Origin of the sequence: Sphingopyxis sp. NFH-91 (assembly GCF_021401285.1) — a bacterium.
Taxonomy (GTDB): Bacteria; Pseudomonadota; Alphaproteobacteria; order Sphingomonadales; family Sphingomonadaceae; genus Sphingopyxis; species Sphingopyxis terrae_A.
Map to the genome: position 1 here is coordinate 906,086 of NZ_JACBGA010000001.1, position 15,969 is coordinate 922,054.

The following is a 15,969-nucleotide window of genomic DNA, read 5'->3' on the forward strand; positions in this document are numbered from 1 at the left end:
CCGGAATGGGCGTGGGTCAGGTCGAAGGCTTGAGCCGCTTGCGCGCGTTGGCGACGGCTTCCTGTTCGGCGTCATAGGCGGCCGAGGATGCCTTGTCGGCCTCGGCCTCCAAATCTTCTACCTTCTGCAGATCGGCGGCCGACCAGTTGCTGCGATCGTAAGCCTCGTCATAGTCGCCGGCCGCGTCGGCCGTCGCCGCGGCTGCATCCGCGGCGTCAGCGGCCGCGTCTGCGGCATCGCCCGCTGCATCGACGGCATCGACCGCGGTAGCGTCCGTGGTCATGTCGTCGTTCCACATGTCGCGGTTCTCCTTGAGCGTCTTGACGTCGACTTTCATCAGCTTGGCAAGCTTCGCCAGCTCGGCGTCGGTGAGGTCGCTCATCGCCTTTTCCTTGGGCAGATCTTTGAGCTGGCCTTCAAGCTCGGGGCCGCGGTCGATGAACTTGTTGATCAGCGGCGGCACGGCCTTGACCATCGCGATCATCACTTCGGGATCGGCCTGCAGCGACATCCATTCGGCGCCATAGGCCTGGCCCGTCGGGGTTGCGAGAAAGGCGTTGAGGTCGCCGAGCTGCTGCGCGCTGAACTTGCGCGCGTAAGCGCGGGCGAGGCCGTCGCGCATCGGCGGCTCGAGATCGCCGAGCGCCTCGCTGATCAGCGGCTTGATCACCTTGTTGATCTGATCCTCGCGTTCCTTGCGGTGCGGGTCGAACATATCGGCGATCGCGGTCTTGCTCGTCGCATCAAGCGCGGCAATCTTCTCGCTATCGACGCCCGTCTTGATCGAGAGCATCAGGTCGGACATGCTGCTCGTCTGATCCATGAAGGCGCGAAACAGCTTGCCGTACATATTGTCGAGCATCTTCTCGATGCTTCCCGCCGGGATCAGCGCGTTCGTCGTCTGCTGCGCGAGCGCGAGCTGCGCCGGATCGACCGGCGGCAGCTTGTCCACCTCGAAGATTTTTTCAATGAGCGCGATCGCCTGATCGATTTCCTTCTGCATCTTCGCCTTGGCATTAGCGAGCGACTGCTCGCTGTCGGGCTCGCTTTCACTCTCGGCGGGCATTGCAACGGTGACTGCCTCGGCAATCGGCGCTTCCTTGGGCGCCGCATAGGCGTGGGCAGGCGTCAGCGCCACGGCGCCAGCGAGCAGCAGATTTTTGAACGTCGACATTTTGAAATCCCTTCCCCTGTTGGTCAGGCTGCCTTCTTTTCGCTTTTCGCTTTCGCCTTCAACCATTTCGACATCTGTTCGCTGACATCGCGGCCGTCGCGGATGCCCCAGACGACCAGGCTGGCGCCGCGGACAATGTCGCCGGCGGCAAAAACGCCGGGAAGGCTGGTCATCATCGTCTGATGATCGACGCGCAGCGTGCCCCAGCGCGTGACCGACAGATCGGGCGAACCGAACAGGTGCGGCAATTCCTCCGGATCGAAGCCCAGCGCCTTGATCACCATGTCGGCGGGCAGGTCGAAGGTACGGCCCGGATCGGGTTCGGGGCTGCGCCGGCCGCTTGCGTCAGGCGCGCCAAGGCGCATCCCGGCAACCGCGACCTCCTTCACATGCTTGTCGGCGGCAAAGCTTTCGGGGGCGGACAGCCAGACGAACTCGACGCCTTCCTCTTCGGCATTGGCGACTTCGCGCTGCGATCCCGGCATATTCTCGCGGTCGCGGCGATAGAGGCATTTCACCGATTTGGCGCGTTGGCGGATCGCGGTGCGGACGCAGTCCATCGCGGTATCGCCGCCGCCGATGACGACGACATGCTTGCCTTCGGCATTCAGGCTGCCGTCGTCGAAGGCCGGGACCGCATCGCCAAACCCTTTGCGGTTCGACGCGACCAGATAATCGAGCGCCGCGATCACCCCCTCGGCGCCATTGCCAGGGACGTTGATCTCGCGCGCCTTGTAGACGCCGGTGGCGATCAGCACCGCATCGTGGCGCCGGCGCAGCTCATCCAGCGTCGCATCACGCCCGACCTCGAAGCCCTGATGGAAATGGATGCCGCTTTCCGCGAGCCGGTCGACGCGGCGCATCACCACATCCTTTTCCAGCTTGAAGCCGGGGATGCCATAGGTCAGCAGGCCGCCGGCGCGGTCGTGCCGATCGTAGACATGCACCTCATGCCCCTCCGCGCGCAGATATTCGGCGGCGGTCAGGCCCGCGGGCCCCGCGCCGACGACGGCGACCGACTGGCCCGTTGCGGGGCCGACATGGACGGGTTCGACCCATCCCTCGGCCCAGGCGGTGTCGGTGATATATTTCTCGACGCTGCCGATCGTCACCGCCCCGTGACCCGAAAATTCGATCACGCAATTGCCTTCGCAAAGGCGGTCCTGCGGGCAGATGCGGCCGCAGATTTCGGGCATGGTCGACGTTGCGTTCGACAGTTCATAGGCTTCGCGCAGCCGTCCCTCGGCGGTCAGGCGCAACCAGTCGGGGATATGATTGTGGAGCGGGCAGTGGACCGAGCAATAGGGTACGCCGCACTGCGAACAGCGCGACGCCTGATCGTCGGCTTCCGGCTGCGCGTAGCGCGCCGCGATTTCGTTAAAATCGCGCGCACGTTCGTCGGCCGAGCGCTTGTCCGGATAATGTTGTTCGCGCCCCACAAATTGGAGCATGCGTTCGGAAGCCATGCAAAATCCCCTTCGTTGAAGCGCGGATGCATGGCGGGAGCGCCGCTGTCACGGACATTTTGTGGAATAAGACAGTTATGCTGACCTAAAAATTAGGGGTTTCAGTTGACGGATGCGCGGACACGCAATTAAGTTTCGCAATTAGTAAAATATCGGACCTATCGCATGGTGAGCCAGATAAGCGCCGCGCCGCCGACGATGATTCGATACCAGGCGAACGGCGCGAAGCCATAGCGCGTGACTACTGCCAGAAACGCCTTGATGACCGCCCATGCGACGACGAACGACACCGCGGCGCCGAGCGCGATCAGGCCCATATCGTTCGAGGTGATCGCATCGCGATGCTTGGCGAGCTGCAGCACCGTCGCGCCGGTCAGCGTCGGCAGCGCGAGGAAGAAGCTGAATTCGGCGGCGGTCTTGCGGTCTACGCCCATCGCCATCGCCCCCATGATCGTCGCGCCCGAGCGGCTGACGCCGGGGATCATCGCGAGGCACTGGACCAGCCCGACCATGATCGACTGGCGCAGCGTCAGCTTGGCGACCCCGCCACTCTCCTTCGGCTTGGCGAGCTTTTCGACCAGCAGGATCGTGAAGCCGCCGATCACCAGCGCCCAGGCGACGACGACGGCATTTTCCAGCAACGTCTCGATATAGTCGCCGAACGCGAGCCCCAGCACCACCGCCGGAATGAAGGCGACGAGCAGATTGCGCACAAAGGCGATCGCCACCGGATCGCGCCGGAAAAAGCCGATGAACATGTCCCAGAATAATTTGCGATAGAGGACGACGATCGCAAGGATCGCCCCGGGCTGGATAGCGATATTGAAGATCGCCCATTTCGACGCGTCATAGCCGAGCAATTCGGTGGCGAGGATCAGATGCCCGGTGGACGAGACGGGCAGGAATTCGGTCAGCCCCTCGACGATGCCGAGGATGATCGCGGTCAGCCACAGGCTCATCGTCCGGCCTCCACGCGCAGGAGAAGGGCGGGGCGGGGCGATGCGGCAAACTGGATCATGGACTTCCCGAAGCTGGAGATGACAAGCGAAGGGGCGCCCGCGCGGTGCCGGACGCCCCTGTCCTGATGTTGAGACCTACGCAGCGCGGACGGATTTATCCAGCCGCTAATTGCGCCTGTCGTCGCGCGCGCGGCTCAGCGGGCCATCGCTGCGAAGCGGCCATGGCGGCGATACTGGACGAGCCAGCCGTCGGCGACGTCGGCCAGCGCGGTGGGGGCGATGCCCAGCGCGGCAAGGCCGTTGGTTCCGCTGACGATATTGTCGTGCTGCAGCATCAGCCATTGATCCTTGGTGATCGGAGCGCCCGGCGCCCAGCCGAAGCCGCGCGCCAGAAAGCCCGACACGGTATCGGGAATCTCGACGAACAGGCGGTTCCGACCGATCGCTTTCGCAATCCACTGCTGTAGCTCCAGCATGGTGAACTGCTGCGGACCGCCGAGCTCGAGCGTCTGGCCGGGGGTATCGAGTGCCGCGACCACCGCATCGGCGACGTCGCCGACATAGACCGGCTGGAATTTCGCCTTCGGCGCGATGACCGGCACCGCAGGCAGCGCGCGGATGAGGCCCGCGAAGCGGTTGATGAACTTGTCCTCGCGGCCGAAGACGATGGACGGACGCAGGATCGCTGCGCCAGCGAAAGCGGCGCGCACGGCGGCTTCACCGTCGCCCTTGCTGCGGCCATAGCCCGACGCGCTGGCCGGATCGGCGCCAATCGCCGAGATATGGACGAGCGCTTTCGCACCCGCCGCCTTTGCTGCGGCCGCGACATGGCTGGCGCCGGCGGCCTGGACCGCCGCCATATCGGCAAAGCTGCCGACGAGGTTAATCGCGGCGTCGCTGCCCGTCGCGGCGCGGGCGACGCTGCGGGCATCGCGCACATCGGCGGCGACGAACTGCGTCTGGCCCAGCCCGCCGAGCGGCTTGAGAAACACCGCCTGGCGCGGGTCGCGCTGCGCAATCCGCACGCGCGCGCCGCGTGCCAGCAGCCGCTGGACGACATAGCGGCCAAGAAAGCCGCCGCCGCCGAACACCGTGATCAATTGCCCGCTCAGATTCTGCATCACCCTTGCCTGTCTTGCCGATTCTCGAAGCCGGACGCCGCAGCGTCCCTCGCGTCCCCATGCCGCGAAGCGCCCGACGGGGCAAGCGCGAAGGGAAGGGCAGGGCCCGCTAGCGCAACAAAACCGCGCCTTTGAAATAAAATTTGCCGCGGGGCGGGCCGACGCGGTTGACAAGCCCGCCGCCCCGCCGCTAAGCGCCCGCTCCTACCCCGTGCCCAGATGGCGGAATTGGTAGACGCACCAGCTTCAGGTGCTGGCGATCGCAAGGTCGTGGAGGTTCGAGTCCTCTTCTGGGCACCAGTGACCTTTCCGGCAACGTCCGGGAACGTCCAGCAAGCGGCTGGTTTTCCACCGTTTTTCGATGAGAATCGCTGAATGGAATCCAGGCTGATCCAGCCGGAACCATCAGCGTACCATCAGCTTTGATGGTGTTTTTGATGGTTCCGGTCAGCCTCTTGCAGGTGAAACCATCATGACGCTTACCCACATCCAGATTTCGAACGCCAAGCCCGCAGAAAAGGCCTATAAAATGGCCGATAGCGATGCCCTATATCTCGTGGTCAGACCGAGCGGAGCAAAGGTCTGGCGAATGAACTATCGTCACCTAGGCCGACAAAAGACTCTCTACTTCGGTTCGTGGCCTGATATTGGAATTGCTTCCGCTCGGGAACTGCGCGACGCAGCGCGAAAGCTGCTTCTTGCAGGGCTCGATCCGGCCGCGGAAAAGAAGGTCGAACGGATCACCCGAAAGATCGCCGAGGACAACACGTTCAAGACGATCGCAGAGGAATGGCTGGCGAAAAACGAACGGGAAGAGCGCGCGGCCGTCACGCTTCGCAAAATTCGCTGGCTCCTCGATATCGCCAATCCACTGATCGGCAGCCGTCCGATCTCGAAAATCACGCCCCAGGAGGTTCTGGCCGTACTCCGTAAGGTCGAGGCCAATGGACGGTATGAAAGTGCGCGTCGGATGCGCAGCGTGATCAGCAGGGTCTTCCGATACGCGATCGCCACCGCAAGGGCGGACCGTGATCTTGCGGCTGACTTGCGCGGCGCGCTCACGGCTCCGAAGGTAAAGCACCACGCCGCGATCACGACCCGCAAGGAAACAGGGGCGCTCCTGCGCGCTATCGAAGGATATGCTGGTCACGAAATCACGGCAATTGCGCTGCGACTGACGCCGCATGTCTTCGTGAGGCCGGGCGAACTGCGACAGGCGGAATGGACGGAGATCGATGTCGAGGACGCGGTGTGGACGATCCCGGCCGACAAGATGAAAATGCGCCGTCAGCATTGTGTCCCGCTGTCCAGGCAGGTTCTCGAAATGCTTGAAGCGCTGCACGGCCTCACGGGCCATGGGCAATTTCTGTTCCCCTCATTTCGAACTTCCCGGCGGTGCATGTCCGAGAATACGGTGAGCGCGGCCCTTCGGCGTCTCGGCTATAGCCGCGAGGAGATGACGGCGCATGGCTTCCGTTCGACAGCCGCGACTCTTCTCAACCAGATGGGCATGTGGCATCCCGATGCGATCGAGAGGCAGCTCGCGCATCTGGATGCAAACGCGACGCGGCGAATCTACACGCGCGGCGAATATTGGGATGAGCGTGTGCGCATGATGCAGCACTGGTCGGACTATCTCGACCAGCTCCGCGATGGCGCACAGATTGTGCGGCCATCTTTTCAGAGGGGCGGCCGAATGACTGCCTAGCGCGCTCAGGTTTTGCGGTAGTACGTTCATATATTTATGTATATTTTATGAGGTAACGATCATAAATTTACGATCAAAATATCTTGATATGTTCATATTTATATATACATCTTCGGCTCATCAGGACATATATATATGAACGAAGATCAGGCCGCCCTTGCCCGCAAGCAACTCGAAAGACGTTTCGCGCCCTTGCGCGAAACGTCTTTTGCCGTGCCCCCAAGAGGCTGGATAAAGGCAATACGCGAAGCTCTGGGCATGACGGTCCGCCAGCTTGCCGCTCGTATGGGAACATCGATTTCGCGCATTCCCGTGATTGAGAAGGCCGAAGTCAGCGGATCCACCACGATTAAGACGCTGCGTCAGGCGGCTGAGGCAATGAACTGCACTTTCGTTTATGCCTTCGTACCGACGAAGCCGCTTGATGATATCCTGCGCGACCGCGCGAAGCAGAAAGCGAGCAAGGATATTGCGCGGCTGGACCATACCATGCGGCTGGAAAATCAGGCCCTGCTCAAAGCCGATCTCGACGAAGAACAGCGGCGCATGATCGAACTCATTCTATCCGGCTCCTTGCGCGGCCTGTGGGATGATGAATGACAGATAAGCTGTTTAACGATGACGACGACGCCAACACGCCGCTGACCGCCGAGGAGCGCGAACAACTCATCCCGTCCTATATCACCATGCGGCATGAGCTGAATGAAGCCGAACAGATCAATATCAGGCAAGCTTTACGATGGGTGATGAGCCGGAAGCGGGATATTCTCGATCAGGATTTCATGAACCAGCTTCACAAACGCATGTTCGGAGACGTGTGGCGTTGGGCCGGGCAGTATCGCACCACGCCGCGCAACATTGGCGTCGATGCTTACAGAATCCCCATGGACCTTCGTCAACTGATCGACGACACGCGATATTGGGTCGAGCATGGAACCTACCCACCCGATGAAATTGCCGTCCGATTCAGCCACCGGCTCGTTGCCATCCATCCTTTCCCGAACGGCAATGGCCGTTTTTCGCGTATGGTCGGCGACATGCTGGCGGTCCAACTCGGATGTACACCGTTTACATGGGGAAGCGTTGGCCTGGTCAATGCCAGCGAAACGAGAGCAGCTTATGTTGCCGCACTTAAAGTAGCCGATAGCCATGATATCGGGCCATTGTTGCTCTTTGCACGATCATAGCTAGATAGCCAGCATGTGACTCCGCATGGACCAAGCGATCAATAGCTGCTCCGACGCGAGCTACACGGTGGGAACGAAAATTTGGGACCCTCTTTTCGAGCGGTGGCGCAACCGATTATGCGCTGGTTAGGGCTTTCAGACTTTTATATGGGATCAGCGTAGATCGGCCGACCTTGACGGTTTCAAGGTCGCCGGACTCGATGAGTTCGTAAATCCTGGATCGACTGATTCCGGTGAGCTTGACGGCAGTGGAAATCCGTACCGTAAGGGGCTCGATAAATACGATCTCAACCGGAGTGTCATCGGAATCCCGCATCTTTCATGTCCTCGCAACGAGACATTTTTGCGCGCGGTTCCAACGCAGCTTTCGCCCGCTCAAGCATGGTCGGCGGCACGATTTTCACAAGGAGGAGGGCACGTAGCTACCGGTCGGCGGCATTCCCGCGCCGCGGGGCCACAGACTAATGCCGCAGCCAAGCGGAGCGAGGAGGAAAAGAGGGGGTTATTGCGTATCCGTCCTGATGAAGAGGCTTGCCATGCCTGCAGGGTTTTCAACGTCTCGCAAGCCAGAACTCGAAGTCGCCGGGGCCGTTCTTGTGCGCCGCTTCGGCGGGACTTGGTCTGGCGATTCTGGCATGTGCCGCTGCCCTGCTCATGAGGATAAAACCCCGAGCCTGTCGGTCAGGATTGGCGAAACACGACTTTTGTTCAAATGCTTTGCCGGCTGCGATATTTCCGATGTGCTCCGGGCGCTTCGCCGCGACGGTCTGAACGCCCTCGACGCACGTGACGGCAGGGGGGCGCCATCCTCCCTCCCTAAAGAATGGCTACAGCAGCGTGCCCGTGACCTGTGGGGCATTGGTCGGCCAATAAACTGGACAATCGCGGAGACCTATTTGCGGAACAGGTCGATCGATATTGCACCTAACTGCCTGCGGTTCGCTCCCCGAACGCCTCTCGGCAAGGGCCGACTGGCCGTGTTTCGACCGGCGATGCTCGCCGCGGTAACCGATGACTCGGGATTGTTGGCCGTCCAACGGACCTTCCTTGATGGCAGGGGCCGACGCGCGCGCGACCTCCGGCACCCTCGCAGATTGCTCGGTCACCCCCGCACAGGTGCGGTTCGACTCGCGCCGGCCGCTTATACACTCGGAATTGCCGAGGGCGTCGAGACAGCGATCTCGGCGATGATCCTCCTCGGCATCCCGGTCTGGGCCGCACTCGGCAATGAGCGCATCCCACAAATTACTATTCCAGAATCGGTGTCGCGTCTCATCCTGTTGCCCGACAACGACCGTGCCGGCCGCCTCGCCGTGCCGCTCGCCGTGAAGGCGCACGCGGTGCCCGGACGACGCATCGATACGATCTGGCCATGGAACGGCCGAAACGACTGGAACGATGTCCTCAGGCAAGGAGGGAAGGGAGTGGGGGACTGGCGGCGCCGAGCGGCCTGAATGGTCGGGCTTCCGCCGCTAGGAGACTGATTATGTCATTTCCCATCGTATACGCGCCTGCGCGCAACTGCGTCCCTTCGCCGCTCAACGTCAGGACCGAAAGCGATCCCGATGCCGACGCAGAACTGGAGGCGATGATCGGCGAGGCCGGCTTCGTGCTCCAGAATTTGATTGGTACGGCAGTCAAGCGCAAGAAGGACCACTACAGCATCTTCGGCGGCGGTCGGCGCCTCGAGCGCGTGCACGTCCTGATCGAAAAGGGGCGGCTCCCGGACGACTTCAAGATTCCGGTCATGGTGATGCCGGACGCGAAGCGTGCCATCGAGTTCAGCTACGCCGAGAATAACAAGCTCCCGATGACCGCCGCGGACGAGTGCATGGCGTTCAAGAACATGATCGAGAAGGAGGACAAGACTGCGGCCCAGGTCGCGGCGCGCTTCGGCAAAACCGAGCGCTTCGTGCTCGGCCGCGTCCGTCTCGCCGATCTCCACGAGACGATCTTCGATGCGCTGCGCAAGGGCGAAATCACCCTCGAAATTGCAAAGGCCTATGGCAGCACCTCGGATACGGCTCGCCAATCCCGCGTCTTCGAGCAATATCGCGACAGCTATTACCGCAACGACCCGTACACCATCCGGCGTGAGCTCGCCGCCGGCAGCTACCGGGGCGGCGACCCGAAAGCGCTGCTCGTCGGCCGCGATGCCTATGTCGAGGCGGGCGGGCGGATCGACTCTGACCTCTTTTCCGACAGTGCATCCGAGAACTGGATCGATGGCGACGTCCTCGACCGCCTCGCTGATGAGAAGCTGGCTGCGGAAGCCGAAGCGATCCGGGCGCGCGAGGGCTTCGCGGAAATTCGCGCGGTCCCGATGACGCGCATCTCGTTCGCGGATTATGACGGCCTCCGCCCGGTCCGCGGCGAGATTCCTGAACCGACCGCAGAGGAGGTAGCGCGCTGCGCCGAAATCGAAGCTGAGATGAACATGATCGCCGAATCTGCCGACGAGAGTGATGACGGCATCACCGAGGACGAGGAACAGCGGTATCGCGAACTTGAATCCGAACTGAGCGGCATCCAGAATCGACCGGCGGTCTTGACCGACGACCAAAAGGCCGCGGCACTTGCCTTCCTCGTCATCGGCGAAGATGGCCAGCCGCGTGTGCACCATCAGGCCTACATGGTGCCGACCGAGGCCGACGAAGACATCGATGGCGACGATGATAGCGACGCCGAGACCGACGGCTCTGTCTCGGCGAAACCGGCAATGAGCCAACGACTCATCGACGAGCTCGCAACGATGAAGGCGGAACTGCTTCGTGTCCATGTCGCAAGCGATCCCCGCTTTGCGCTCGATCTCGGAACCTTCGTGATGGTCGATGCGGCTTTACGGCGCTACGCTTCCGATCTCGCCAGCGACCTTCGCGCCGATGCCGCGCCGTCGCGTGTCATTGGCTTCGAAAGCGGATCGCTCGCGGCTGACGAATGGGCCAAGCTCGAAGAGGGGCTCGATCGAAGCTGGGTCCAGCCGAACATCGGCGTCGCCGGGCGCTACGATGCCTTCTGCGCGCTCGGCGAAGAAGCGCGTGCGGCTTGGCTCGCTTGGGCGATCGCCCGGACGATCCATGCGGTGCCCATGAAAGATTCCGCCAGCGGTTTCGTCGATCATCTCGGTCGCAAGCTCAAGATCGATGTCGCCGCCTGGTGGCGCCCGACCGCGAAGAATTATTTCAAGCGGCTCACCAAGAGCTCCATCATCGACCTCTTTCAGGAGATCGGCGGCAGCGAGCTCAGCCAGCGCTACGGGGCGTCGAAGAAGAACCTGCTCGCCTCTTCGGCTGAACAGCTCTTCGCCGGGAACATCATCGTCGAGGCGGACGTCAAGGAAAAGGCGCTTGCCTGGCTGCCTGACGCCATGCGCTTCGAGCATCCGGTCGCCGAGCCGGTGAACGATGATGGCGAAGACGAAACGAGCGGCACCGTCGAACCCGAGGCGGCGGGCGATCCCGCCGATGATACCCACGAGGACGAGCCGCTCTCCGACGCGGCCTAATCTCGCTCTTCGATTTTATGGGGTCGCGGTCCTGCGCCGCGGCCCCTTTTCTTATGCCCCCATTCCAGTCGGGAGGAGAGGGGGAGGGGCGATGGCAGCGGGGGCGTGTTGCTCCCGAACCTCTTCAGGAGAATTGCCATGACCCTTCCGCTTCTGAAGCTCGCTGAAACCCCGGGCACCGAGGCCCGGGAAAAAGCCGAACGCCTTTATGGCGTCGCCCGCGCACTGCGCGACCGGCTCGCCGATCCGCAATCCGTGACCCGCTCGCTGCTCAAGCGCCTGATGGTGGAAGCGTTCCGCGGCTCCGATGCCGACGGGCGCTGGTCGATGCGCGATGCCTATGACGCGCTCGAAGCCGCGCAGGCATCGGACACGCTCGTGCCCGATGATGACCCGAACCCGGACTGGGGGCCCGAAGACGAATTCGCGGATATCCTCGCGTTCGAGAAGGCGCTGCCGACCCAGACCTATCGCAGCGAGCACCAGGTCGATATGCAGCAGTTCAGCACGCCGGCGGCGCTGTCCTGGCTCGCGGCCCGAGCGGCGGCGGTCACTGCTGGCGATCATGTGCTCGAACCGTCGGCAGGTACCGGCATGCTTGCGGCGCGCGCGATCGCCGCGGGCGCGAGCGCTTCGCTCAACGAGCGCGATCCCTGCCGGGCGGCGCTGCTTTCCCTCGTGACGGGCCGCCCAGTCACGACCCATGACGCCGAGTTCATCAACGACCGGCTGCCGACGGATGTTCGGCCGACAATTGTCCTGATCAACCCGCCCTTCAGCCGCAGCGAGGGGCGCGGCCAAGATCGCCATGCCGGAGCGCGCCATCTTCGCTCCGCGCTGCTGCGTCTTGCCGAGGGCGGACGCTGCGTCGCGATCATGTCGCCGACCTTCGCGCACGATGCGAGCGGCGCGAGCGGCTATGTCTCCGTCGCCGAAATTGCCCGCCCGCGCGTCGAGATCACGATTCTCGGCCGTCCCTATGCGAAGCATGGCACCAGCGTCGCCGTCCGCCTGATCGTCTTCGACAAGGGCTGGATCGGCCAAACCGAGCGCCACACGGTCGACACCATCGCGGCGGCGCTGCCCATCGTGCTCGCGGCTCCGGCGCGGCTTGACCCATCCGACGAACCGCCCCCGGCGTCCCCGGCGGTAATCCCGATGCGTCCCGCGCTGAGGCCTTCGTCGTCCTCACTCTTCTCCGGCCTCGCTGGCCCCAGGATCATCGCACCCTCGCGGATCGCCGCGACCGATGATCTAGCGCAGCCGCTCGCCTATTCGGTCCGCGACGCGCCGCTCCCTGTCGGCGATCCGGTCGGTATCTATGCGCCTTGGCGGCTCGCCCGCATCGATATTCCAGGCGCGAAGCCCCACCCCGACGATCTCGTGGAATCGCTCGCCATGGCGTCGGTTCTGCCCCCGATCCCCCAATATCGCCCGCTTTTCCAGAAGCGGGCAAGCGAGGCGCTGTCAGACGCCCAGCTCGAAGCGATCATTTACGCAGGCGATGCCTTCTCGCGCGACCTCTCGGGCCGGTTCGTCACCAACACGGCAGGCGACTTGCTGATCGAGGACCCCGAAGGCCGCCCCTATCGCATGGGCTTCTTCATCGGGGACGGGACGGGCGTCGGCAAGGGCCGTGAAGGCGCCGCAATTATCCGGGACCAATGGAACTGCGGCAATCAGCGCGCCATGTGGATCTCGAAGGGCGCGACGCTCCTCGAAGATGCCCGGCGCGACTGGAGCGCGCTCGGCGGGCTTCCAATCGACGTCCAGCCGCTCGACGCCTTTCCGCTTGGTCAGCCGATCGGCATGGCGAGTGGCATCCTCTTCCTCACCTATGCGACGCTCCGGTCCCAGCGCCACGACCAATGCTCGCGCCTGCAGCAGATTCTCGAGTGGACGGGCGCCGGGTTCGAAGGCGTGATCCTCTTCGATGAATCCCATTCGATGGGCAACGCCGCCGGGACCAAGGACGAGTACCGGCAAGCCAAGGGATCCGAGCAGGGCCTCGCCGGGGTCCGCCTGCAAAATGCGCTGCCGCGCGCCCGCGTTGTCTATGAATCGGCGACCGGCGCCACCAAGCCCGAAAATTTGAGTTACGCGTCGCGGCTCGGGCTCTGGGGTCCCGGTACGGCGTTTGCCAATCGCGACGGCTTTCTCGCCGCGATGACCGACGGCGGCATCGCCGCGATGGAAATCGTCGCCCGCGATCTCAAGTCCATGGGTCTCTACACCGCCCGGGCGCTCAGTTTCGCCGGCGTCGAATATGACCCGCTCGAGCATCAGCTCACGCCGGACCAGATCGACATCTACGACGCCTATGCCGATGCATGGGCGATCATTCACCAGAACCTCGACGAGGTTCTGAAGGCGTCGAACATCGTCGACCGCATTTCGGGGCAGACGATGAACGCCCAGGCCAAGGGATCGGCGCTGAGCCGGTTCGAAAGCGCGAAGCAGCGGTTCTTCTCGCAGGTCCTGATCGCGATGAAGATGCCGACGCTCGTTCGCGCGATCGAGGATGAACTCGCCGCGGGCCATGTCGCCGTCGTTCAGCTCACCAGTACCGCCGAGGCAATACTCGACCGCCGCCTGGCTGACCTGTCACCCGAAGAACGGGCGAACCTCTCGATCGATGTCTCCCCACTCGACACCATGGTCGATTATCTGAAGACCGCCTTCCCAACCCGGCAAATGCGCGCCTTTCGCGCGACCGATGGGTCAATGCGCTCCGAGCCAATGCTCGATGACGACGGCAACGGTGTCCTGTGCCAGGAAGCGGTCGCCGCGCGCGACGATTTGATCGAGCGGCTCTGCTCGATGCCGCCTGTTCCGGCTGCGCTCGACTTTCTCATCGTACATTTCGGCACCGACATGGTTTCCGAGGTCACGGGGCGCACGCGGCGGATTGTCGTTGATGGGCAGGGCCGGCAGAAGGTCGAGCGTCGCACGTCCAGTTCCAACATCGCCGAGACCGACAACTTCATGTCGGGGCGAAAGCCCATCCTCGTCTTTTCCGAGGCGGGTGGCACGGGGCGGTCCTACCACGCTGACCTGGACTGCCCGACCGCGCGCAAGCGGCGCATCCACTTCCTGCTCGAACCCGGATGGCGCGCCGACATCGCGATCCAGGGCCTCGGTCGCACCCACCGCACCTACCAATCCATGCCGCCGGTGTTCCGCCCGGTCACGACCAACTGCAAGGGTGAACGCCGCTTTATCAGCACGATCGCGCGCCGTCTCGACACGCTGGGCGCGCTCACGCGCGGCCAACGCCAGACAGGCGGCCAGAACCTGTTCGATCCCGCCGATAATCTCGAAAGCAGCTATGCCCGCGAGGCCCTGACCCAGTGGTATCACCTCCTCCACGCCGGCAAGCTCGCGAGCGTCAGCCTCGAGAAATTCCAGATCATCACAGGCCTGAAGCTTGTCGATGAGCATGGCACCTTGCTCGACAAGCTGCCGCCGATCCAGCGCTGGCTCAACCGCATCCTCGCGCTCAGGATCGCGACCCAGAACGCGGTTTTCGAGGAATATATGGGGCTCATACAGGCCCGCGTCGACGCAGCGCGCGAAGCCGGAACGCTCGACCTCGGCGTCGAAGCGATCCGGGCCGAGCGTATCGTTCAGATCTCGGAGCGCGTGCTCAGGAAAGACCCGGTATCCGGCGCCGAAACGCGTTTGCTCCGCCTCGAGCTTCATCTGAAGCCGCACGTCACCGGATGGACGCGCCTCGACAAGATCTGGGGAAGCTCCGACGACGTGCGATATCTGCGGAACAGCCGTTCGGGGCGCGTCGCCGTTTGCGTTCCATCCTGGTCGATCACCGACGACGAGGGGCGCCCCGTCAAGATGCTGGAGCTTGTCCGGCCGACGGGTTCCAATCGTATCCAACTCGCCGAACTTTGGCACACCTTCTGGAAAGAGGTCGATCACGATAGCTTCAAAAGCTTCTGGGAAGCAGAGGTGTCCGAAGCGCTCGATAAGGTCGATATTGACACGATCAGCGTCGCGACCGGCCTCCTTTTGCCCGTCTGGAACAAGCTGCCGCAAGACGATGTCCGCGTCTGGCGGATCGATGACGCGGCGGGAACGTCCATCCTCGGACGCATCGTGATGCCCACCGCGCTCGAGAAACTGGAGTCCGCCTTCGGTCTTGAGTCCTCGATCAAACTCACGCCCGATGAACTGATCGAGGCGGCGCGTGGCGGCGATGGCGCACTGATCCCGGGCCTCCATGGCGCGCGCCTCGTTTCCACGATGGTGAACAGTAGCCGGCGCTTCGAGGTCCGGGATTTCCAGCCACAGGACCGCGAATGGCTGAAGGCGCGCGGTCTGTTCAGCGAGGTGATCCAGTACAAGACGCGGCTCTTCCTGCCTGTCGAGAAGGCCGACGAGGTCCTCGCCGCGATCATCGCCGAGCGGCCGCAGTGAATCCCGAATCCACGAAGGGGGCCATGATGTCCGACTTCTATCCACTGGTCGATCAGGACTTTGTCGACCGCTTCAACACGGCTCTCACCGCGCTCGGGAGCTCGGCCAGCATTGCAGTCACGACCTTGCCGACCGACGGCACGGTCTTCGAGCTCCTGGACGACGAAAGCGATTTCCTGATCCTCGTCCCCTCGAACGCCACACCTGAAATCGTCAGCCTGACCTATCGCCTGTACGAAATAGGCGTCCGGCAAGGGCGGTGCGCCGGCGAAGCACTCGCATGGTCGAAGCTTCGCAGCCTCATCGGCGCTGCCGAATGCGGCCCCCAGTCACCGCCATAGTTTGCGTGCTGGGCCAATTTACAGGCGAAAAGGGGGGAGTGGGGGGGGGCTCGGTGTGGCGGCGGAATTGTCCG

The 15,969-nt window shown here is 63.0% G+C and carries 12 protein-coding genes and 1 tRNA gene; 8 read left to right on the forward strand and 5 right to left on the reverse strand.

The features are described 5' to 3' along the window. Positions 1-16: 16 nt before the first annotated feature. The 4 genes from L0963_RS04470 to L0963_RS04485 all read right to left on the reverse strand — a co-directional run bounded on the left by L0963_RS04470 (position 17) and on the right by L0963_RS04485 (position 4,720). Positions 17-1,174: a DUF2059 domain-containing protein gene (locus tag L0963_RS04470; RefSeq protein WP_186402756.1), complete on the reverse strand. Its 1,158-nt coding sequence runs from the start codon at positions 1,172-1,174 to the stop codon at positions 17-19. Positions 1,175-1,197: 23 nt separating this feature from the next. Further along, positions 1,198-2,640: an NAD(P)-dependent oxidoreductase gene (locus tag L0963_RS04475; protein WP_186402757.1), complete on the reverse strand. Its 1,443-nt coding sequence runs from the start codon at positions 2,638-2,640 to the stop codon at positions 1,198-1,200. A gap of 158 nt (positions 2,641-2,798) precedes the next feature. After that, positions 2,799-3,599: an undecaprenyl-diphosphate phosphatase gene (locus L0963_RS04480; RefSeq protein WP_217372554.1), complete on the reverse strand. Its 801-nt coding sequence runs from the start codon at positions 3,597-3,599 to the stop codon at positions 2,799-2,801. Between the two features lie 194 nt (positions 3,600-3,793). Next, positions 3,794-4,720 carry a complex I NDUFA9 subunit family protein gene (locus L0963_RS04485; protein WP_186402759.1) on the reverse strand — a complete coding sequence of 309 codons (927 nt, stop codon included), beginning with the start codon at positions 4,718-4,720 and terminating at the stop codon, positions 3,794-3,796. Positions 4,721-4,933: 213 nt separating this feature from the next. Between L0963_RS04485 and L0963_RS04490 the strand changes: the two genes are divergently transcribed. The 4 genes from L0963_RS04490 to L0963_RS04505 all read left to right on the forward strand — a co-directional run bounded on the left by L0963_RS04490 (position 4,934) and on the right by L0963_RS04505 (position 7,615). Further along, positions 4,934-5,020: transfer RNA gene (locus tag L0963_RS04490), tRNA-Leu, on the forward strand. Between the two features lie 172 nt (positions 5,021-5,192). Beyond that, a complete protein-coding gene (locus L0963_RS04495; protein WP_062900461.1) occupies positions 5,193-6,428 on the forward strand; it encodes a tyrosine-type recombinase/integrase in 1,236 nt (411 codons plus the stop codon). A 135-nt stretch (positions 6,429-6,563) separates the two neighbouring features. After that, positions 6,564-7,028: a mobile mystery protein A gene (locus L0963_RS04500; RefSeq protein WP_062900460.1), complete on the forward strand. Its 465-nt coding sequence runs from the start codon at positions 6,564-6,566 to the stop codon at positions 7,026-7,028. Continuing rightward, entirely contained in the window at positions 7,025-7,615 is a 591-nt protein-coding gene (locus L0963_RS04505) for a mobile mystery protein B (protein WP_062900459.1), read from the forward strand. The genes L0963_RS04500 and L0963_RS04505 overlap by 4 nt, the downstream gene beginning before the upstream one ends. 115 nt (positions 7,616-7,730) lie before the next feature. On the opposite strand, the gene L0963_RS04510 is transcribed toward L0963_RS04505, so the two are convergent. Continuing rightward, a complete protein-coding gene (locus L0963_RS04510; RefSeq protein ID WP_062900458.1) occupies positions 7,731-7,931 on the reverse strand; it encodes a helix-turn-helix domain-containing protein in 201 nt (66 codons plus the stop codon). 205 nt (positions 7,932-8,136) lie between these two features. Between L0963_RS04510 and L0963_RS04515 the strand changes: the two genes are divergently transcribed. The 4 genes from L0963_RS04515 to L0963_RS04530 all read left to right on the forward strand — a co-directional run bounded on the left by L0963_RS04515 (position 8,137) and on the right by L0963_RS04530 (position 15,895). Further along, entirely contained in the window at positions 8,137-9,069 is a 933-nt protein-coding gene (locus L0963_RS04515; protein WP_223181169.1) for a DUF7146 domain-containing protein, read from the forward strand. Between the two features lie 32 nt (positions 9,070-9,101). After that, positions 9,102-11,120: a ParB/RepB/Spo0J family partition protein gene (locus L0963_RS04520; RefSeq protein ID WP_062900457.1), complete on the forward strand. Its 2,019-nt coding sequence runs from the start codon at positions 9,102-9,104 to the stop codon at positions 11,118-11,120. 138 nt (positions 11,121-11,258) lie between these two features. Then, entirely contained in the window at positions 11,259-15,554 is a 4,296-nt protein-coding gene (locus L0963_RS04525; protein ID WP_062900456.1) for a strawberry notch family protein, read from the forward strand. Between the two features lie 26 nt (positions 15,555-15,580). Next, a complete protein-coding gene (locus L0963_RS04530) occupies positions 15,581-15,895 on the forward strand; it encodes a hypothetical protein (RefSeq protein ID WP_062902943.1) in 315 nt (104 codons plus the stop codon). The last annotated feature ends 74 nt before the right edge of the window (positions 15,896-15,969 follow it).